Consider the following 20072-nt stretch of genomic DNA (forward strand, 5'->3'; position numbering starts at 1 on the left):
TCGTTATTTTACGGCGATCGCCTCGTCCTGTTCTTTCAAAGAATCTACGTTGTCTTTAACGTCCGCGATATTCTTATGAACGGCCTGCTTGTATTCGCTGATCATCGATACAAGCTTTGCCTCGCGGGATTGATATTTGGAGGTATAGTCGAGCTTGTTTTTTCCGTTTGAACCGGCGTTCCCGATCGAAACGGCCTCCAAAGCGCTGCTGACGGATTCAAGCTGCTTCATGACAGCTCCGTATTTGAGTTTTATTTCTGCCATTAAAACCAACTCCAGCTTCTTTTGATTGATTGTATTTTTTCTCCGACTGTGTCAAGGGCTTCTTCTCCCAGCGTCAGCAGGTGCTCTGCCTCTCTCGCGATGCTTCTGGCGGCAAGGAGCCCTCCTTTTTCAATTTCAAGCTGTGTCATCTTTAAGCCGATTCGGTAAATATAACCGTCGTATTTGTCTGTAACGATTCTGTATGCTTCTGTATGGGCCTGATCGCGCCGGTCATCAAATTCTTCAGCAAAAGTGCCGGTCCAATGATGGTCCAAGTGCGGCCTGAGGATGTCTCTGATTTCAGACACGCCCTCTTCCTGCAGAGATTCTATCTCTCTTTTCGCTTCTTTTAATTTATCAATTTGGTGTTCAACCTCGCCCAGTTTATGGCTGATTGTGCTGTTAATATGGCTTAATGTGCTTGAATGGCTCATCTGTTTTCACCTCGTCTTACGCAAAAAGTCGTACAAAAAGCACAGACTTTTCCATACTATATTTCCATATATTATATTTTAAAATAGACAGAAAGCAGCTTAAATAGGTTAAATGGCTTATTTTCAGCAGCCGAGATGTTCATCATTAACGCCAAAAGACTCACATAAACGGCATATCCATTCATTGATCTCCTCTATGTATCCATGATAAATTCCCTAAAAAAAAGGAGACAGTGATTAACCGTCTCCTTTGCCTTGTATCATGATCATCATACTGTCGTTAACTGCAGTCCCAGTTGTACAAAACGTTTGAGAAATCTTTTTTCTTCAAATCTTCCGGTCTGATAAAGAAATTGGCGATTCCCACATCTCCCCACATCGAATCAATGTCATCATCTGAATCAATTTGCAAAAGCAGAATCGTATGGTTTTTATGGGAGTAAGACCGCGGATCTTCCTGGGTGAAGGACGCATAGCCGCCGATTTTATGGCCGAATGCATTCGCCGTATATTCGTCATACACCTCATCGTCAAACTGCTCGAAATAGTCAAAGGCATCCATCCCGGCATACTGCCTGAATTGAAAATCAGACGGGAGCACCCATTCAGCAGACAGCTCAGGGGTGATCAGCGCTTCGGATTGAATCGGAAAATCGTACTCCTCTTCAACCTGAACGAAAGAAAAATCATCCATGAGCTCCGCTTCTTCTGCTGTCACATGTTCAAAATATTTAACGCAGAAACCCGTTTGCGCGCACCCGTCGTCAAAATTCAAACCGTATACGTCATCACTGACCGATATGTAAAACTGAAGAATGCCGGTGTCCGGAAAATCAGGGAGTCCGGGCATATCCGCAAAATTGATTTGAGCGAGAAGCTTCATCGGCCTGCCGCTTTCATCTTCAGGATATGGTTCATGTTTCGGAAAATAGGGGTCTCCGGCAATTTTACTGTCATACCGTCCCGTTTCAGCTTTTTTGACGTGCAGTTTGATAAAAGGCCGTGCTGACGTTTCCAGCAGACCGCGGGATGATTCCATTTGCTTCGGCAATTTCCATGTGTTTTCCACGATTAATATCTCCTTCGTCTCTAATGATTGTATGATAAAAGGCCGGCGCGGTCCGCCGGCCTTTCAAGTGACAGAATCAGTCTGAGGCACGACGGCTCTTCTTCCGATTGAGATATATTCCACGCCCGCCTGTTCCGCTTCCTCAAGCGAGTGGCAGTTTCTCCCGTCGAAAATAACCGGGGTTTCCATCAGCTCTTTGTACGCTTCAAGCGGGAAGTGTTTAATTTGTTCCCAATCTGTCAGAATCAGGACGGCATCCGCTCCCCTGACGGCTTCTTCTATGGACTCCCGATAGGAAACCGCAGCCGGAAGCAGCCCGGAAGCCCGGAATGAAGCAATCGGATCGTACGCTGTCATCCGGGCGTCAAGAGCCGCCAGACGATCCGCAATGACAATGGACGGCGCGTCCCGCATATCATCTGTATTCGGCTTAAAAGACAGCCCTAATAACGCGATGGTCTTCCCCGTCACACCGCCGAGCCTGTTCAGCACTTTATCAACCAGCATGGACTGCTGGTTATTGTTGACCTTAATGACGGACTTCAGCAATTCAAAATCATGCTCCACATGTCCCGCGATCTGCACGAGGGCGTTTGTATCCTTCGGAAAGCAGGAACCGCCGTAACCGATGCCGGCTCTTAAGAATTGATTGCCGATCCGTTTATCCAATCCCATTCCGTGTGCGACTGATTCCACATCCGCACCGACTTTTTCACATATATGAGAAATCTCATTAATAAAACTGATTTTTGCCGCTAAAAAAGCGTTTGACGCATATTTGATCATCTCAGCGCTTCTGATGTCCGTATGATATACCGGAATCGCAAGCGGCGCGAAAACCCGGTCAAGCGTTTCCCGCGTCTGCCGGTCTTCAGCCCCGATCACGATGCGGTCGCCGTGAAAGGTATCGTGAATCGCTGAACCTTCACGGAGAAATTCCGGATTCGAGGCGATTGAAATGTTCACGTCCGCTTTCAGCCGTGAATGAATAACTTCGCTGATCCTGTCATTCGTTCCCACGGGAACCGTGCTTTTTGTCACGACGATCGCATCTTTACAAATATGTTCGGCAATCCGTTCGGCGACATTTTCAATATAAGTAAGGTTTGCGTGCCCGTCTTCTTTTTGCGGCGTTCCGACCGCTATAAAAATAACGTCCGCTTCCGCAAGCCCTTTTTCGTAGCTTGTTTCAAATGCCAGCCGATGCCGGCCGATATTTCGTTTCATCATATCTTCAAGGCCCGGTTCAAAGATAGGGGACAATCCCTTTCTCATCTGCTCAACCTTACGTTCGTCAATATCTATGCATGTTACGTCATGGCCGATTTCTGAAAGAGACACTCCTGTCACAAGACCGACGTAGCCTGTTCCGATCACTGTTATTTTCATCGTGTTCCCCCAACCGTTTAGAAATTGCTGCTGGGCAGCTTACCGTTATTATCATATGATCCCGGCGCCGGCTGAATGCCGGAAGCCTGAGGTCATGATAGGAAAAAACGGTGCCGGCCGCTGATAATAGCATAAGCATAAAAGAATCATCTTGCAAAACAGCCGCTTACGCTTCATTTAAACGGGATGGAGACGACGATTAAAAAAGACCCCAGCGCTTACGGCGGGCCACAGGCAGCGGAGGTTCCTTATAAACGGCTTTGTTTTCAGCGAGAAGCGCCGCATTTTCCGTGAGCATGTAAATCAGCTCTGTCCCTGCTTCTTTTTTCAGAACGCCGAGCGCCTCCTGATAATAAAAATTTCTCGGTCCGAGATTATGGGCGTCAGATGCGAGAAAGTGGATCAAATTCGCTTCAATCAGCTGCAGCGAAAAGGATTTCGCTTTCCGCCCGAATGCTCCGGCAATGCAGCCGGCCGTTACTTGGGCGGCCGCGCCTTTCTTCACAAGACTGTATAGGACGGAAGGGTTTTCGCGAATTTCTCTGTTCCGCTCCGGATGGGCGATGACGGGGACATATCCGTTCAGCTGCAGTTCATAAAACAGCCTTTCAGCGTAGGCCGGGACATGATCCGCCGGAAATTCCGCCAGCACATACTTCGTATTATGGAGCGGGACAAGCGAGCCGCTTTGAAGACCTGCCAGCAGATCTCCGTCTATTCTGATTTCCTGGCCGGGCAGAACAGTCAGCGGAATGCCTTCCTTGTTCAAACGTTTGTTTAACAGGGTGACCGCTTCGTTGACCGTATGCCGGTCCGTGTCATAGCGGTATTTCACATGATGCGGCGTCGCGATGATCGTATCAATCCCCTGTCTGACCGCTTCTCTCGCCATCTTCAGACTTTCTGTATCATCCGCCGCACCGTCGTCTATGGAAGGAAGGATGTGACAATGGATATCTATCATATTTCAATCCCTCCTTAAAAAGAATGGACCGCGCCCATTATGACATTATTGTCCGTAATAGGCGTAGTCCGAGTGTTTCGTTTGTTTCTTCCCGTTCATCACGGCCCCAAGGAGCTTGCACGGGCAGTAATCGAGCGCTTCTTTCGCCTTGGCCGCTTTTTCCTTGTCCGTTTTCCCGCTTGAGATCACCATAATGGCCCCGTCAGTGTAGCTGCCTAATATTTTCGTATCTGCTACGGCCAAAACGGGAGGCGTATCCAAAATCACCTTATCATAAACTGCGGCGGCTTCTGACAGAAGATCTTTCATGGCACCCGTCGATAAAAGCTCCGCCGGATTGGGCGGGATCGGCCCGCTCGTTAAAATATCCAGGTTTGCTTCATCAGCCGGCAGGACGGCTTTCTGAAACGGCATCTGTTTTAACAGCAGCGACGTTAATCCGGTTCCGTTGTCCAATTTGAAGGTGAAATGAACCGTCGGTTTGCGCAGATCCGCATCAATTAAAAGCACTTTTTTCCCCTGCTGTGCAAATACGACGGCAAGGTTGGCCGCGGTTGTCGATTTTCCTTCTTCCGGACCGGCGGATGTGATCAAAAGAGACTTCACCTCCGTATCAACGGAAGAAAATTCAATGTTTGTGCGGATCGTGCGATATTGTTCTGAGTTGATGGATTTCGGCTCAGACATCGCAATCACGCTTCGTTTTCCGAGTTTGTCTTTTTTACGCGTCAACATGTCCGCCCCCCGCTTGTTTGGTTTCCGCCATCCTCAAGTTTTTGGCAACGCTGTCTTTAGTACTGATTGAAGTAACCGTTCCCAGGATCGGGATGCCGAGCAGCGATTCCAGCTGTTCTTCCGACTTGATCGTATTATCCAGATGTTCCAGCAAAAAAGCAAGACCGATTCCGCCCAAAAGTCCGGCGGCAAACGCAATCGCGATGTTCAGCTTACGGTTAGGCTCTGCTGGTGACTGGCTGTCCGCCGATTCGGCCTTTGAAAGGATGCTGACATTATCCACGTTCATGATGGCGGTGATCTTGTCCTGAAAAACGGCTGCAACCGCATTTGCCATAACGGCCGCCCGCTTAGCATCCGTATCCCTCACGGCGATCGTCACGACTTGTGAATCCTGCTCGCTGGACACCGTGATTTTCGATTCCAGTTCTTTCGAAGTCATGGACAGATTCAGCTGTTTAATCACCTCATCGAGGATGACCGGGCTTTTGATGATGACATTATACGTGTTGATTAATTGGAGGTTGGTTTGAACGTCATTGAATTGGACTTCTTTTTGATTGTTTTTGGATTGACTGACCAAAATTTGAGTTGAGTTTTCATAGACCGGCGTAAGAGCGAAGAAACTGATGAGTCCGCCTGCGGCAGATGCCGCCGCGGTAATAATAAGTATAAACAGCAGACGCTTTCTCAGTATTGCGAATATTTCCTTTATGCTTGTAGATTCTCCCATATAACCTCCATATCACTTTCCGCGTATTCCCATTCCCTCCAATGATCTTTTCCAATTACGATTATACAGCTTTAAACTGTCATTTCTAACCTTTTCAAATGACAAAATTCGACAAAAATAGACAATCACTTCAATCTGTTTTATTTTTGTAAGCGCTTTAAATACTGGTGTCACAGGAAGATTAAAAAATCCCGCGGCCAAGAGCCTGCGGGATTTTATGTTGCATATCCATTTTTAATATAAGAAATCAAATTCTCAAGCATTTCTTTTGTGGTCATCTCAGAGGACTGCTCACCAATGTCGTGCGCATGCATTAAAATCTTCAGAAACTCCTCTTGATCTAACTTCGTTTTCTTCATCATTCGTTTCCTTTCGGCTTCCATTAAATTGAAAACAAGATTATTATATGCTGTCGGGTGCTGTTTTGCAATCTCTAATACATCATTCGACACATTCGGGTTTTTATGTCCTTTTTTAGGAAAAACTTTTTCCGGGCCATGTGTTGCGATATAATAGAGGAATTGGAATCTTTTTATTTTGTGACTCGTTAGGAGCGATAATCATGCTTCAGGATATGATTGCTAAAGAAGATGTGCTCGCAGCGGCTGAACAGCTTAAAGAACTTCTTCCTTACAATGAAGACAATGTTCAGCTGATGAAGAAAGCACTCATTTTATATCGGCAGGATTCCGTCTATCGTATACAGGTTCAAACCCCGACAGAGATTTCCGCATATGTGCAGGATGTTGTGCCTGTAAGGGTCACGCTGAACTTATTTTTCATGGTGAAAAGCGGCTGCGCATGCCCGTCTGAGGCGATCTGCCGCCACGTGCTGGCCGTTTTTCTTTACGTATATGCCCAATTCGAGCGGGTCGGTACCTTTACCGAACATTGGCTGGAAAGAGAAAAGCTTGAGGAAAGCAGGGAGCTTGTCCGCCGGCAGTTTCAGGAAAAAGTGCTGCCGAATGAAGAGTCGCTGTCAAGCTGGCTCGCTTTTTTTGATTCGGAATTCTCGCTGTGGGAGGCGCGGACGCCGGCCGGAAGCCAGACAATGCAGGGCCTTTATTACGGCTATCTGTCAGCGCTCAAAAAACACGCCCCGAAAAAACCCGAGCTTAAAAGCTTATATCAGATTCATTCGGCGCTTGCCGTCTGGCTTCACATGTTCACTTTGATTGAGTCAGGCAGATTGGATGCCGAAAAAGATTATTACAGCATCAATCCATACGTGGAACAGCTGATGGATACGATTTATTCCTCCATTGACAGACTGAAAACGTACGCCTTGTCTTTTTCACTCGATCCTTTTTTAGACCGGACGCCCCCGGTGCTCCGCAGACTGCTTGTGAAAGAAGAGCTTTTTCAATACGAACGCCTCCGGGTATTCGGTGAGATGTGGAGCGCGCTTTTGAACCGGCCGAAATGGGTCGCGCGTGAACAGGAGATTCTCGCACAGGAAAGCGGGCGCCGTTTTTCGCCGGAAGTGCGGTTCGGACGGCTTCATCTGGCCTTTTTGCAAAAAGATGATGAAGCGGTCTTCCAAGATATGTCCCGCTTCCCTCCTGAAGCGCTGCCGTATACCTTTCAATGGCTCGGTGAACTCACCGCGAAAAAAGACTGGAAACGGCTGAAAACATGGTATGGCCGGATCGAGCCGCTTGCCGTGAACTATACGAAGCTTGATAAGCCGTTTAAAGAAATGCGCGACATCATCGGAGAGCTGTTTGCGCTATTGGCGGATTATGCGCGGCACTCACGGGATGATCAGCTGTTTGAACGGTTTGCTTCCGGCTGCCTTCCCTATACCTTTACCGAATACAGCCAGTACCTGTACGAAAAACGGCGGTACGCGGAGTGGGTGGAGATTCACAGCCTCGTCGGTTTTTCCGTCTGGGAAATCGAAAAGGACATCCTGAAGGAAATTGCCGCCAGTGATCCGGAAGCGCTCATCCCCTCCTATCACCGGGCGGCGGCCTTTTTTATCGATCAAAAAAACCGCAGCGCCTATAAAGAGGCTGCACGCCATCTGAAAAAACTGCGGACGCTTTATAAAAAGGCAAAAAAACAGCAGGTATGGGAGCGGTATATCAGCCGGCTGAGCGCAAGTTACAAGAGGCTGCGCGCCCTTCAAGAAGAATTGCAGAAAGGAAAGTTGATTGATGGCGAGTCTTAAGGAAATTTTCATTCATGTAGAACAAATGGAAGATTGGACATTTACGCTGTCAAGCCATGATGAGAAGGAGCAGCCGCTTACTCTCAGTCAGATGAAGACTCATTTGTTCCAATGGCATGAGTCCACCTTTTACGGAACGTTTCTTGAAGACGTCAGCTTCATCGGCACTCCGGCCGTTCTGCTCAGCCCGTGGATGACCGTCGAGCTGCTCGGAAAAAATTCGTTCAATTCATTCAGCACCGTGCAGCTGACAAAGGAAACGGAACCATTAATCGAAGCGGCTTCGACGATATACGAATTTATTGCCGACGGCGATTTTCTTCCGGATTATGAGGCTTGGCAAAATGGTGTCCTGCGCTTCAAAGACCGCGAGCTTTTGCTGGAAGGCTTTACGGCAGACTGGTTCTCAGCCGCGGTCCAGGACTACATTCAGTACAATGATGACCTGCTGGAAAAATGGCGGCAGATCGAAACCCGCTCACCGGCCGTTCATACGTTTAAAGGCTCCTTTTTGGATGAAGATGATTTTCTCGAGGGAATCGGCTGGCATGACGATCTGACGCCGTTTACCGTCGGGCTCCGATTAAACGAGCCTGATTTTGACGGTGACGACTGGAAAATCGAAATGTTTTTACGTGAGAAAAAAACCGGCTCCATCACCTTTTTCGACGGACTGAAGGGACTGAAAAAAGCGTGGCAGGCATACGGCGGAAAAATCGCGCGCGAACAGGACCGCTTCCGCAGAACGGTTCCCTGGCTTTCGTTTGATTCAGGAACGACGCTGATTTCTGAAGAAGAGGCTTGGATCTTCTTATCGGAAGCGAGTGAGACGCTTGTCGATATGGGTGTGGAGATTCTTCTCCCATCATGGTGGCAGATTGTCCGGGACAGCAATATGATGCTCAAAGCGAAAGTGTCATCCTCCCCGCGGGGCGAGTCCTTCGTCGGCATGAATGCTCTGCTTGATTTCAACTGGAGATTCGCCACAAACGGAATTGAGCTGACAGAGGATGAATTCAATGAGCTCGTCGCAAACAACAGACGTCTCGTCAACATCCGCGGCCAATGGGTGAAAATTGATCCTCAATTCATTAAACAAATGAAAAAACTGATGGAAAAAGCGGAATCTGAGGGCCTCCACATGTCCGACGTGCTGGCGCGCGAACTGATGGATCACGGGGAAAACGGAGCCGAGGACACAGACATCATTGACTCATCGGCATTTGCCGGGATCAAGATCGAATTATCAAAGCAGCTCAGAAGCCTGATCCGCAAACTGACGGAAGCCCGGGATCTGCCGGAGCATGAAGTCAGCGCCGCGTTTCAGGGCCAGCTCCGCCCTTATCAGATGTACGGCATGAACTGGCTTCTGTTTTTACGGAAAAACGGCTTCGGCGCCTGTCTCGCAGATGACATGGGACTTGGAAAGACGATTCAGATGATCGCTTATTTTCTCCATGTGAAGGAAAGCGGCCGGCAAAAAGCGCCTGCCTTAATCATTGCGCCGACATCTGTGCTCGGCAACTGGCAGCGTGAGCTCCAGACTTTCGCGCCGCAGCTGAAGGCCATGCTTCATTACGGCCCCCGCCGGCCGAAGGGGGAAGCATTTGTCCCGGCCTATCAGGACGCGGATGTTGTTCTTACTTCTTACGGCCTGTCGCACGCCGATCAGGAAGAGCTTTCTTCCGTGACATGGAGCACCATCTGCCTTGATGAAGCGCAAAATATTAAAAACGCGCATACGAAGCAGTCCCGCGCGATCAGAAAGCTGAAAGGCGTCCATCATATCGCGCTGAGCGGAACACCGATGGAAAACCGCCTGACAGAGCTTTGGTCGATCTTTGATTTTATGAACAAAGGCTATCTCGGCAGTCTGACCGGCTTTCATAAACGCTATGTGCTGCCGATTGAAAAAGACCGTGACGAAAAAAGAATCAACCAGCTTCAGCAGTTAATCCGGCCGTTTTTACTGCGCCGGACAAAACGGGATGAAGAAGTAGCGCTTAATCTTCCTGACAAGCTGGAACAAAAAGAGTTTATCCCGCTCTCAGCCGAACAGGCATCCCTTTATGAACAGCTTGTCAAAGATACATTTGAACATATGGCTTCTCTGACCGGGATGCAGCGGAAAGCGCTGATTCTGAGCATGCTCGGCCGCTTGAAGCAAATATGCGACCATCCCGCGCTCTATTTGAAGGAAGAACAGACAGAGCTGTTAAACGGGAGATCCGTCAAACTGGAAAAGCTGCTTGATTTAATGGCGGCGATCCGCGGACAAGGGGAAAGCTGCCTCATTTTCACCCAATACATTCAGATGGGCAACATGATGAAGCGCCTCCTGGAAAAAGCATTCGGAGAACCGGTTCAGTTTTTAAACGGAAGCCTATCCAAGCAGGAACGCGATTCTCTCGTCGAACGATTCCAGAAGAAAGAATACCCGACGCTGATTTTGTCATTGAAAGCGGGCGGAACCGGCCTTAATCTGACGGCTGCCAATCATGTCATTCACTATGACAGATGGTGGAATCCGGCGGTGGAAAACCAGGCGACCGACCGCGCCTACCGAATCGGCCAGGAACGGTTCGTCCATGTTCACAAACTCATTACGACGGGAACGATTGAAGAAAAAATTGATGCCATGCTCGAAACGAAACAAACGCTGAACGATCAGATTATCCAAAGTGAAAATTGGATTACCGAGCTGTCATCCGCTGAGCTTGAAGAATTATTCACCCTCAGCGCATCAGCGCAATCACATTAAACGCAAAAAGACCGGCTCTCTCAGAAGAGCCGGTCTTTTATGTCGTCCTTACTGTTACGCCGCATTTGCCATGAATGCGTCACGCCAGTCATGAACAGTATCGCCATACCTTTCACAGTAAATTCCTGATCATATGCGCAACGCCGTTTTGATCATTTGTCAATGTAACGGCATCAGCGATCTCTTTAATATCTTCTCTCGCATTCCCCATCGCTATGCCTTTTCCGGCCGCCTGAAGCATTGAATAGTCATTTAAGCTGTCACCGACCGCGGCGGTTTCAGCCATCGGAATGCCGAGCTTTTGCGCCAGCCGTTTGAGCGCCTGCCCTTTAGAGGCGTTTCGAGACGCCAGTTCGAAGTTGTGATCGGCAGAGCTGACAAGGGTGAGATCTTTCTGACCGCTGAATCGGTCCCAGCCCGCTTTCAGCTTCCGCTCATCAAACGAAAATCCGAGAATATTATAAAAATCCAGATGCTCTTCTTTCTCAAAGAGCTCACGGTATGAATGAATGTAAGCAAAGCCGGACTGGCTGTATTGCACTGAAGCCGCCTGTTCCAAAACGGAAAGATCGGTTTCCGGATTGGCGCTTTTCACCCGGTCCATTTCGATATCGAGCAGCTGCCTGCCGGTTTCAGGCGTATAGATGGCTTTGTTTGTAAACACCTCATAGTAATATTGATTCTCTTCAAGCCATGACAAAATCCCGCGGGCTCTTGTTTCTTCAATCGCATCACAGTGGTACAGGCTGCCGTCAGGAGCATGAATGGCGGCTCCGTTTGCGCTGATAATCCATGTTTTTATGCCGAGCGGTTCGAAGATGGAGTGCACGTCAAAATGCGCGCGTCCCGTGGAAACCACGATTTCAATTCCCGCTTGCCGGGCTTCCCTTAAAGCCCGCTCATTTTCAACGCTTACTTGATGACTGCTGTTCAGCAGTGTGCCGTCCAGATCTATGGCAATCAGTTTCACATGTCCTCATCCTCTTCTTCAGATTCAGTTACAAGCAATTCTACGCCGTGCCGGTCGAGCAGATCGCAAAAATCCTGATCAGGCAGCCGATCGGTAATCAGCAGGTCAACCTCGTGCAGGTCTGCATACTGATAAAAACTCGTACGGCCAAGCTTGGAGTGATCGCTCAGCGCAATCACCTGTTCCGCCTGTCGGATCATTTTACGCTTTACCATGCCGTCTTCTTCGTGAGGTATCGTCAGACCGTTTTCCGAGATGCCGACAACGCCGATCAGCACCTTATCGGCGTGATAATCCCCCAGTTTTTCTACGACGGAAGCCCCGTATAAAAACCGGTGTTCCTTCTGGAGCTTTCCGCCGAGCAGGTGAATATCAATTCCCTCTTTTGCGGAAAGGATATCGGCCTGATTGATCGAATTTGTAATAACAGTGCAGCCGGTGACATTTAAATGCTCCGCGCAGGCCTGCACGGTTGTCGAGGTGTCCAGAATGATCCGGTCTCCTTTATGGATCAGGGATGCGGCCAGCTTGCCGATTTTGTTTTTCTCTTCAGAAACAGTTTTCAGCCGGCCCGAATAGCCAGGAACCTCCTGATTCACCGACGGCAGAATCGCGCCGCCCCGTGTTCTGATAATGGCCCCGCGCTCTTTCAGCTTTACAAGGTCCCTTCTTGCGGTATCTCTTGAAATATGAAGCAGCGAACATATCTGTTCCGCGGTAATCCGCCGGTGCTGTTTCAAATATTCCATTATCGCAATCAGTCTTTCTTCTTGATACACGTCCTCATTCCCTTTTTCGTCACTTATCTGTAAGTAATTATAAGTTTTTATCCCAATATATTCAATGTTTTTAAGTATTCATAAGCGAAATCACTTCTTTTTAACCATTTTTTAGCTCCCGCACAAAAAAACCAGTCTTTCGACTGGCGAGTGGGAAGGAGGTATTGCGGGGCCCGCTGAAAGGCGGGAAATCGAGGAAAAAAGAATGCTATTCAGCCAGCGGCTCTTTCTGTTTTTGATCCATAAACCGAACGGTATCAGCCATGACCTCGGTCACATAAACTTTTACGCCGTCTGTCTTTTCATAGCTTCTCGTCTGGATTCTGCCGCTTACACCGACCATTGACCCTTTTTGGCAGTACAATGCCGTGTTTTCAGCGTTTTTTCTCCAGATGGTGCAGTTGACGAAATCGGTTCCGGTTTCACCCGAAGCGCTTTTAAAATTGCGGTTTACCGCCAACGTAATATGCGCGACGGGAATGCCCGCTGATGTAAAACGGAGCTCCGGGTCTTTCGTCAGCCGGCCGACAAGCATAACGTGGTTAAACAAGCCGTATCCTCCTCTCTTTTTCGAGGCTGGCTTCATTGTAGTACAAGGGCTCGTGAAAGCAAAAAGCGGATAAAACCGTTATCCGTTCAGGCTGCTCTTATGTTTTCGTTTTTCTTTCTGATAAAAAAAACTTTTGTTTTTGACCGCTTATGTAATATGTATTTTTGAGCAGCCGCGAGAAAAGTTTCGTTTTGAGCCAGTCTTTCTCAAACATGCGGACAAACTTTCCGCCGTCCCATGCGAACCAGTAAAAACTCAGCTTTTTATCAGTCAGTGAAAGCTGAATTTTATACTGTTCCATGCGGTCTTTTGTTTCATATAAAAAGACGACATTTCCTCTTCTGTTAAGATGCACCTCACAATCTTCCTTTTTGCATACCAAGTAGGAATGATCGTCTTTTCGCCTTGAACCGTCTTCTATATAGATTTCCTTCAGGCGCAATTGATTCATAAGCATCTCTCCATGACCATATTCTTTTACATTATAATGAAAAAATAGAAATGATTAAATGTTGACCGCCTACAAAAATGATGAAGCATGTCTTACAGCATTTTCCCGGGAAAAATGATATGTGTTATAATAAATGAACGAAAAACATGGACAACAGGGGTGAAAATAAGAGATGAAAACCTTTAAACTGGTTGATCTGAATGTGGAACGTTTAGATAAAGACGATCAGCCGATTGAACAGTTTCCCCTTTTAGACGGATTGATTATCAATAAAGAGGACGGAGAAAATCATTGGTTAATTGAAGCACTGGTCCCGGCCGAACACTTGTCTTTTTTTGACATGCTGATGAAAAGCCAGAAAGAAGCGAAGGTGTTTGTAACGATTACGAAAAAAAGCAACCGCCCCGCCCAACTGACGGGAAGCATCAAAAATATCGTCCAGCTGGAAAGAAGTATACAAGTTTTAATTTACGGTCAAATGGTGTCAAGAAACCACCCCGGATCAGAAAGCATTCTGGAGTCGCTCGTGAAAGAAGGCTACTCGGGCAGCCGGCTGATTGAAGCGTTCAAACAAAAATTATAATCATATGAAAAAGGCCGGACGTTAATCATCCAGCCTTTTTTTGTGCCCTAGTCATTGTGAGGAGCCCGCTGTTTCAGCAGATCTCTGATTTCAGTCAGCAGTTCTGTCTGCTGATCTGTGTCTTCTGCTTCTTCAGCCTCTTCTTCTGCTTCTTTTTTACGTCTCAGCTTGCCTATTGTGCGAATCACGATAAAAATAGAAAATGAAATAATAAAGAAGTTCACAATCGTTTGAATGAAGCTTCCGTACTTGATATGAGCATCGCCGAATGTCACGGCCAGTCCTGAAAAGTCAAGACCGCCAAGAAGCAGGCCGACCAGCGGCATGATGATGTCTTCAACGAGCGACGTCACGATTTTGCCGAAAGCGCCGCCGATGACGACACCGATAGCCAGATCCATGATATTGCCCCGCATCGCAAAGCTTTTAAATTCTGACCACATCACATTCACCCCTTTCTATACAAAATGGGCTTTTTATAAGCCCATTTGTTTGCTTTTATTCTCCGAGCGCAAAGGTTAATTCAGCTTCACACACGAGCTCGCCGTCAACTTTGGCAACGCCTTTGCCGCGTCCGATCGTACCGCGCGCGCGGGTAATATCAACCTCAAGCTCCAGCTTGTCACCCGGTTTTACCTGCTTTTTGAAACGGCAGTTATCAATCCCCGCAAAAAATGCGAGTCTGCCCCGGTTTTCTTCTTTAATCAGCATCGCAACCGCTCCGACCTGCGCCAAAGCCTCCACGATTAATACGCCCGGCATAACAGGGTATTCAGGAAAATGGCCGTTGAAAAAATCTTCATTCGCCGTCACATTTTTATATCCCGCCGCCCGTTTTCCTTCTTCGACTTCCGTAATTCTGTCTACCAGAAGAAACGGATAACGATGGGGAATAATTTCTTTAATTTGCTGAGTATCAAGCATTCTCTTGACATCTCCTTCATCGACAATAGTATGTATAGAAGGCATATGTGGCAACCAATCTGTACATTTGGAAGTATATTATGAATCAATTTCTTTTTCAACCGCGCTGTAAACTGTAACCAGCTGGCAATGAGCCTCGTCCATTAATGTGTTATGATAAATAAAGACTTTTACCCTATGCAAAGAGGTTGGAAGATGATTGCTAAGTTTACTGAAAAACGTACGCTGGTGATGCTGAATGAGTGGTATGACGCCATGGGAAAACGCCAATTCGATCTAGCCCGTTCCCTTCACGAACAAATCAATCAGCATCTCCCCAAATTACAAAAGAATGCAAAGCTCAAACTCAGATATCAGCTGTTTTTCGCACGGTTTCAGCTGCTGTTTGAGAAAAAAGACGGTCTGAATAAGCTGTTCTGCGAGCTGAAGCGGCGCAAAGATGAGATGGATCATGAATTAACTTATTATTTCTATTTTTTCAAAGGGTTATTCCATATGGTGAATGGCGCTCCGAACCGTGCTGTCTGCCGCTTTAAAGAAGCTGAACAGTACCTGCCGGCCATTCAGGACCGTTTCGAAGCCGCTGAATTTTATTATAAAACAGCGGGTGCATATTACATGATGAAGTCGCCTGCGCTCTCCATTCAATATGTCAATAAAGCGCTGGAAATCTATCAAGATGAAGCCGGCTACATCAAAAAAACGCTCAGCTGCCGCCTGCTTCTCGCCGTGAATTATATAGACGAGGCACGCTATGACGACGCAGAACAGCTCTTTAATGAATCCATAAAGATAACGGACCGGATCAATGACAATAACCTGCTGTGCCACGCCTATTATAATTTTGGTTTTTTAAAGACCGCCCAGAAAAAAGATAAAGAGGCCCTCCCTTTTTACAAAAAGGTATTGGGCAATCAGCGTTTCGAGAAAGAGTCTCCCGTTTCCTACCTGCATTGTGTATACGAAGCGGTTAGAGCACTTTTTAAAACCGGATCTGCCGCCGAAGGACAAACCGTGCTGCAGAAAGGTTTATACATATCTGAAAAAGTGCAGAACAAGATTATGAAATTGAAGCTGACCGCGCTCAACATATTGTACACCGCTCAGGAGGACCCGTACGACCGATTGCAGAAGCTTGTGCTGGAGCTGCAGAAAATTGAAGCGTGGGTGGATTTGGAAGTGCTGCTTCAGGATATTACTGATTACTACAAAAAAAAGGGCGATTTTGAGAAAGCCGCATTTTTTATCATGCGCGGCTGATCAAAACGCCCCTTCTTTTATCTGACTGAGTTGATTAAGCCCAGCATTTGGTCTCCCAATGTAATCGTGCGGCTGTTCAGCTGATAGGAACGCTGAGACACGATTAAGTCGGTCATTTCTTTTGACATATCGACATTTGAACCTTCAAGCGCGCCCTGCTCCATGCCGATTGCCTGCCGGTTTGCGCCGGTAAGCTCTTCAATCGCTGAAGCCCCCGCGCCGTTTACGGAAAACAGATTATCCCCTTCCGCATGAAGCGCCTGAGGATTATTGACATTGACAATGCCGAGATTAAACGTCTGCGAACGGGTTCCCGCCTGGTCTGAAGCAGTCAGCGTTCCGGTTTTGCTGATTTTCAGCTGAGTCAGCGAACTGTCAATTTGTATGGGCTGACCGTTCTCATCGAGAATGGGATTGCCTCCCGCTGTCATCAGCTGAAGCAGCCGGTCATTTCCGCCGGCCGGCTTGAGGGAAAGTGAGCCGTCCCTTGTATACACCCGCCGTCCGTCCGCTTCTGCCTGAAGATATTGATAAGGTGATGTGAACGCGATATCAAGGTCACGGTCGGTTTTTTTGATGCTTCCCTGCCCTGAGTCCAGCTGCGGAGTCATGACCGTTCCGGCGCCGAGACGCAGGCCGGGCGGCGTTTTCCGCATGTTCGGCGAATTTTCCTTTTTGTCATCTATATGGTCATACTGCTGTCTGATCAGCTCGGAAAAGCGGGAGTCCCTCGCTTTATAGCCTGTCGTATCACTGTTTGAAAGGTTGCTGCTGACTGTATCCATCTGCTGCTGAAGCTGATTTAAGGCTGTTGAAGCCGTCAGCATTGATCTGAGCATCATAATTGAATGTCCCCCATTTTGTTACACTTTGCCGATTTCATTTGCGGCTTTATCCATGCTTTTATCGTAAGCCTGAATGACTTTTTGATTGGCTTCAAATGATCTGTATGCTTCCGTCATTTCTGTATACGTGCTCGTCACGTCCACGTTCGAAAGCTCCGAGACGCCTTGCTTTAATGAATACGAGACTTGGGGATTCGCCGCCGCGCTCGGCAGTTCAGAGCCGTCGGCCGTGCTGTATAGGTCATTGCCGTCCCGTTTCAGATTGCGCACGTCTTCTTCCATCTTGATATCAATCTGCCCCGCCGGCCGGCCGTTTGTCGTGACCGTTCCGTTTTCTGATACGGTGAATTTTTCATTGTCGACTGTAATCGGCTGTCCGTTTGTTGATAACACAAGGTTTCCGTTTATCGTAAGCTGATTGTTTTCATTTAATGAGAAAGTGCTGCTTTTTGAATAGCGGACGCCGCCTGCGGTCTGCACGGGATAAAACAGCTCGGCGTTTTCATTCGTTTCGGCATTCTTGGGAACCTGATTCTCCATCAGTGCGATATCCGTCGGCTGATCGGTCGTTTTCAGGCTTCCCTGCGTAAACAACGGTTTCAGCTCCTGCATGTATACGCCTGTGTTGACGGAACCGATTTTCGTTTTTTTATCGCCTTCTATTCGGCTCAGAAGCATCTCGGGAAAGGCGCGGATTGAACCTTGATCCTCTTTGTACCCTGATGTATTCGCGTTTGCGATGTTATTTGACAGCATTTCCGTTCTTCTCTGCTGTGTAATCATTGCGGACGTTGCGGTATATAATCCTTTTAACAAGTCTTCCACCTCTGAAATAGCATTATTTCCAGTTGCCTCACCGGAACATTTGTTCTATAATGAAAATCAGCATTTTTTCTTATTATCGGATTTACATTCACGTTCGTGAAGGGTTTGACAGAAAAAAACCCCATTCTTTTTCAGAATGAGGTTTTATCATCAGCTCAGTTTGCGTTTTGGAAGCTTGTCCATGTTATCCAGCATGACGCCGGTTCCGACCGCAACACAATCCATCGGGTTCTCAGCTACAAGAACAGGCACCCTCAGCTCTTCGGCAAGAAGCTGGTCAAGCCCGTTTAACAGCGCTCCCCCGCCGGTAATGATAACGCCGCGGTCGATGATGTCAGCGGACAATTCAGGCGGTGTTCTTTCAAGAACCTGCTTGGCGGCCTGCACAATGACGGCAACTGATTCACGAAGGGCTTCTTCTACTTCTTTGCTGTTTACTGTAATCGTTCTCGGCAGACCGGAAACCATGTCACGGCCGCGGATGGTGATTTCTTCATGACGTGCGTCTGGGAAAACCGTTGCGACCTTCACCTTAATATCTTCAGCGGTACGTTCACCGATCAGCAGCTTATACTCGCGTTTGATATAATTTAAGATTTCCATGTCAAACTTGTCCCCAGCCATCTTAATAGAAGAGGAGGTGACAATATCGCCCATAGAAATAACTGCGATATCTGTCGTACCGCCTCCGATGTCAACAACCATGTTACCGCTCGGCTGGAAGATTTCCATACCCGCGCCGATAGCGGCAACTTTCGGTTCTTCTTCAAGGTACACATGCTTTCCGCCGCTTTTTTCAGCTGCTTCTTTAATCGCTTTTTGCTCAACGGATGTAATATTCGTCGGGCAGCAGATCAGCATGCGCGGTTTTGAGAAAAGTCCTTTTACATTCAGCTTATTAATGAAATGTTTCAGCATGGCTTCTGTTACTTCGAAGTCTGCGATTACGCCGTCTTTCAGCGGACGGATCGCAACAATATTCCCAGGTGTACGTCCAACCATTCGTCTGGCTTCTTCACCGACAGCCAGCACTTTGCCGCTGTTTTTATCAAGTGCCACAACGGAAGGCTCATTCAGAACAATTCCTTTTCCTTTTACATGGATCAGTACATTTGCAGTACCGAGGTCAATTCCAATATCCCTTGCAAACATCTATTTATATCCTCCTTGATATCTGTTTCACAGTAAAATATCCACATTGTGCCCTAATTATATATATTATCATAATTTATCAAAAAAAAGCTGCTGAACGATATAAGTTCTTGACAAAATTTTGCGGATATTCGCGAAACCGCCCGGGAGGAGAAAAAAGGGCCCGGCAGACGTCAGGCGCTACGGCTGCTGAACGGGCTCCCCTTCAAGAATTTCATCCTTCTTGTACTTTAATTTCGTCGCCTCTCCCCCTCTTAAATGTCTGATGGATTTATGATAATCGAGTATTTCTTTTACTTCATTCGCCAAGTCAGGATTGATTTCAGGCAGGCGCTCTGTCAGATCTTTGTGTACGGTACTTTTGGAAACACCAAACTCTTTCGCAATGACACGAACGGTTTTTTTCGTCTCCACGATATACTTACCAATCTTGATTGTTCGCTCTTTGATGTAATCGTGCACACCACTCGACCTCCCCAGTTGGATGTGAGAAGTGTGAAATGAGATCCGTATTCTGTAACAGATTCACTGATGATGCAGCTTCTTCGTTGTCCGATTATATAAGAAGGTTTTAGAAATATGCCCACGATCCCTCACCTCAAACACTCTCTTTGATAGGTTTGTAACAGTGTATTAGCAATGAATTGGGAATATGCTAAAAACTCAATAAGGACAAGGGGCGGGTCATAATTTTCTGCTTTTTGATCGGGGGGTTTACATCCGCGCGATCCTGCTGTAGAATGAAACAGCACAATTAGTTACTTAGGTAAGTTTTTTGAAAAGGAGAACGGAAATGATCCACGTCAACAGACGCCTCATTCACCAAATCAATCAATGCGCCCGCCTGATTACGAAGAAAGCCAATGAACGGCTGGAACCATTCGGCCTGTACTCCTCTCAATGGTCAATCCTATATTGCTTAAAAACGATCGGACCGATGACCCAAAAAGAAATCTGGTCCTATCTGAACGTTGAGGCGCCGACCGTTACCAGAACGATCAAACGCCTTGAAGAAAACGGCTGGATTCAGCGGGAACAGGGAGAAGACAAGCGGGAAAAGCTCGTCGTCCTGACGAAGGAAGCTGAATTGAAATACGACAGCATCAATCAAGAGATGCTGAAGTTCGAGGAAGACATGCTTGCGGATTTCCAGGATGGAGATAAGGAAGCTTTTTCTGAGTTTCTGAATGTGTTTTTAACGAAATAATAAA

General features: G+C 47.3%; 23 protein-coding genes. 5 read left to right on the forward strand and 18 right to left on the reverse strand.

The features are described from left to right. Positions 1 to 3 precede the first annotated feature (3 nt). The 8 genes from SB847_RS13785 to SB847_RS13820 all read right to left on the reverse strand — a co-directional run bounded on the left by SB847_RS13785 (position 4) and on the right by SB847_RS13820 (position 5947). Positions 4 to 264 (reverse strand): YwqI/YxiC family protein, encoded by a 261-nt coding sequence (locus tag SB847_RS13785; RefSeq protein WP_007614257.1) that lies wholly within the window; start codon positions 262 to 264, stop codon positions 4 to 6. Then, on the reverse strand, positions 264 to 698 hold the full coding sequence (locus SB847_RS13790; protein ID WP_007407544.1) for a coiled-coil domain-containing protein: 435 nt from the start codon (positions 696 to 698) through the stop codon (positions 264 to 266). The genes SB847_RS13785 and SB847_RS13790 overlap by 1 nt, the downstream gene beginning before the upstream one ends. Before the next feature lie 280 nt (positions 699 to 978). Further along, on the reverse strand, positions 979 to 1767 hold the full coding sequence (locus SB847_RS13795) for a YwqG family protein (RefSeq protein ID WP_410577953.1): 789 nt from the start codon (positions 1765 to 1767) through the stop codon (positions 979 to 981). A gap of 63 nt (positions 1768 to 1830) precedes the next feature. After that, positions 1831 to 3156, reverse strand: coding sequence for a UDP-glucose dehydrogenase family protein (locus SB847_RS13800; RefSeq protein ID WP_015240736.1), 1326 nt, complete (start codon positions 3154 to 3156; stop codon positions 1831 to 1833). A gap of 199 nt (positions 3157 to 3355) precedes the next feature. Next, the gene (locus SB847_RS13805; RefSeq protein WP_410563878.1) at positions 3356 to 4120 is read right to left on the reverse strand and encodes a tyrosine-protein phosphatase; all 765 of its coding nucleotides are present in this window, start codon (positions 4118 to 4120) and stop codon (positions 3356 to 3358) included. Between the two features lie 45 nt (positions 4121 to 4165). After that, the gene (locus tag SB847_RS13810; protein WP_038460137.1) at positions 4166 to 4855 is read right to left on the reverse strand and encodes a CpsD/CapB family tyrosine-protein kinase; all 690 of its coding nucleotides are present in this window, start codon (positions 4853 to 4855) and stop codon (positions 4166 to 4168) included. Continuing rightward, positions 4842 to 5588, reverse strand: a complete 747-nt coding sequence (tkmA, locus tag SB847_RS13815) for a protein-tyrosine kinase activator TkmA (protein ID WP_410563881.1) — start codon at positions 5586 to 5588, stop codon at positions 4842 to 4844. The genes SB847_RS13810 and tkmA overlap by 14 nt, the downstream gene beginning before the upstream one ends. Before the next feature lie 215 nt (positions 5589 to 5803). After that, positions 5804 to 5947 (reverse strand): YwzD family small protein, encoded by a 144-nt coding sequence (locus tag SB847_RS13820; RefSeq protein ID WP_003151259.1) that lies wholly within the window; start codon positions 5945 to 5947, stop codon positions 5804 to 5806. Positions 5948 to 6150: 203 nt separating this feature from the next. On the opposite strand from SB847_RS13820, the gene SB847_RS13825 reads away from it, so the two are divergent. Then, on the forward strand, positions 6151 to 7761 hold the full coding sequence (locus SB847_RS13825; RefSeq protein ID WP_014419070.1) for an SWIM zinc finger family protein: 1611 nt from the start codon (positions 6151 to 6153) through the stop codon (positions 7759 to 7761). Then, on the forward strand, positions 7748 to 10522 hold the full coding sequence (locus SB847_RS13830; protein ID WP_032876000.1) for a DEAD/DEAH box helicase: 2775 nt from the start codon (positions 7748 to 7750) through the stop codon (positions 10520 to 10522). Before SB847_RS13825 ends, SB847_RS13830 begins: the two co-directional genes overlap by 14 nt. A gap of 112 nt (positions 10523 to 10634) precedes the next feature. Here the strand turns inward: SB847_RS13830 and SB847_RS13835 are convergent, their stop codons facing one another. The 4 genes from SB847_RS13835 to SB847_RS13850 all read right to left on the reverse strand — a co-directional run bounded on the left by SB847_RS13835 (position 10635) and on the right by SB847_RS13850 (position 13272). Beyond that, positions 10635 to 11492, reverse strand: coding sequence for a Cof-type HAD-IIB family hydrolase (locus SB847_RS13835; protein WP_410563890.1), 858 nt, complete (start codon positions 11490 to 11492; stop codon positions 10635 to 10637). After that, positions 11489 to 12271, reverse strand: a complete 783-nt coding sequence (gene glcR / locus SB847_RS13840) for a transcriptional regulator GlcR (protein ID WP_003151250.1) — start codon at positions 12269 to 12271, stop codon at positions 11489 to 11491. Before glcR ends, SB847_RS13835 begins: the two co-directional genes overlap by 4 nt. A gap of 208 nt (positions 12272 to 12479) precedes the next feature. Continuing rightward, complete coding sequence (locus SB847_RS13845; RefSeq protein ID WP_007614303.1) at positions 12480 to 12821, reverse strand: single-stranded DNA-binding protein; 342 nt, start codon at positions 12819 to 12821, stop codon at positions 12480 to 12482. A gap of 97 nt (positions 12822 to 12918) precedes the next feature. Continuing rightward, positions 12919 to 13272: a hypothetical protein gene (locus SB847_RS13850; RefSeq protein WP_003151247.1), complete on the reverse strand. Its 354-nt coding sequence runs from the start codon at positions 13270 to 13272 to the stop codon at positions 12919 to 12921. Positions 13273 to 13444: 172 nt separating this feature from the next. On the opposite strand from SB847_RS13850, the gene SB847_RS13855 reads away from it, so the two are divergent. Next, positions 13445 to 13855 carry a YwpF-like family protein gene (locus tag SB847_RS13855; RefSeq protein WP_044802928.1) on the forward strand — a complete coding sequence of 137 codons (411 nt, stop codon included), beginning with the start codon at positions 13445 to 13447 and terminating at the stop codon, positions 13853 to 13855. 47 nt (positions 13856 to 13902) lie between these two features. On the opposite strand, the gene mscL is transcribed toward SB847_RS13855, so the two are convergent. Both mscL and fabZ read right to left on the reverse strand, forming a co-directional pair. Then, positions 13903 to 14298: a large conductance mechanosensitive channel protein MscL gene (mscL, locus tag SB847_RS13860; protein WP_015418395.1), complete on the reverse strand. Its 396-nt coding sequence runs from the start codon at positions 14296 to 14298 to the stop codon at positions 13903 to 13905. 55 nt (positions 14299 to 14353) lie between these two features. Then, on the reverse strand, positions 14354 to 14779 hold the full coding sequence (gene fabZ / locus SB847_RS13865) for a 3-hydroxyacyl-ACP dehydratase FabZ (protein WP_003151242.1): 426 nt from the start codon (positions 14777 to 14779) through the stop codon (positions 14354 to 14356). 195 nt (positions 14780 to 14974) lie between these two features. Between fabZ and SB847_RS13870 the strand changes: the two genes are divergently transcribed. Further along, entirely contained in the window at positions 14975 to 16039 is a 1065-nt protein-coding gene (locus SB847_RS13870) for a tetratricopeptide repeat protein (RefSeq protein WP_007407559.1), read from the forward strand. Between the two features lie 17 nt (positions 16040 to 16056). Here the strand turns inward: SB847_RS13870 and SB847_RS13875 are convergent, their stop codons facing one another. The 4 genes from SB847_RS13875 to spoIIID all read right to left on the reverse strand — a co-directional run bounded on the left by SB847_RS13875 (position 16057) and on the right by spoIIID (position 19323). Then, entirely contained in the window at positions 16057 to 16878 is an 822-nt protein-coding gene (locus SB847_RS13875; protein WP_032876942.1) for a flagellar hook-basal body protein, read from the reverse strand. A 24-nt stretch (positions 16879 to 16902) separates the two neighbouring features. After that, positions 16903 to 17700 (reverse strand): flagellar hook-basal body complex protein FlhO, encoded by a 798-nt coding sequence (flhO, locus tag SB847_RS13880; RefSeq protein ID WP_410563897.1) that lies wholly within the window; start codon positions 17698 to 17700, stop codon positions 16903 to 16905. A gap of 159 nt (positions 17701 to 17859) precedes the next feature. Further along, positions 17860 to 18861, reverse strand: a complete 1002-nt coding sequence (gene mbl, locus SB847_RS13885; RefSeq protein ID WP_003151237.1) for a cell shape-determining protein Mbl — start codon at positions 18859 to 18861, stop codon at positions 17860 to 17862. Positions 18862 to 19041: 180 nt separating this feature from the next. Further along, entirely contained in the window at positions 19042 to 19323 is a 282-nt protein-coding gene (gene spoIIID / locus SB847_RS13890; protein ID WP_003151236.1) for a sporulation transcriptional regulator SpoIIID, read from the reverse strand. Positions 19324 to 19654: 331 nt separating this feature from the next. On the opposite strand from spoIIID, the gene SB847_RS13895 reads away from it, so the two are divergent. Next, entirely contained in the window at positions 19655 to 20068 is a 414-nt protein-coding gene (locus SB847_RS13895; RefSeq protein WP_007407562.1) for a MarR family winged helix-turn-helix transcriptional regulator, read from the forward strand. The last annotated feature ends 4 nt before the right edge of the window (positions 20069 to 20072 follow it).

Source organism: Bacillus sp. SIMBA_026, from assembly GCF_046535335.1.
GTDB lineage: Bacteria > Bacillota > Bacilli > Bacillales > Bacillaceae > Bacillus > Bacillus velezensis.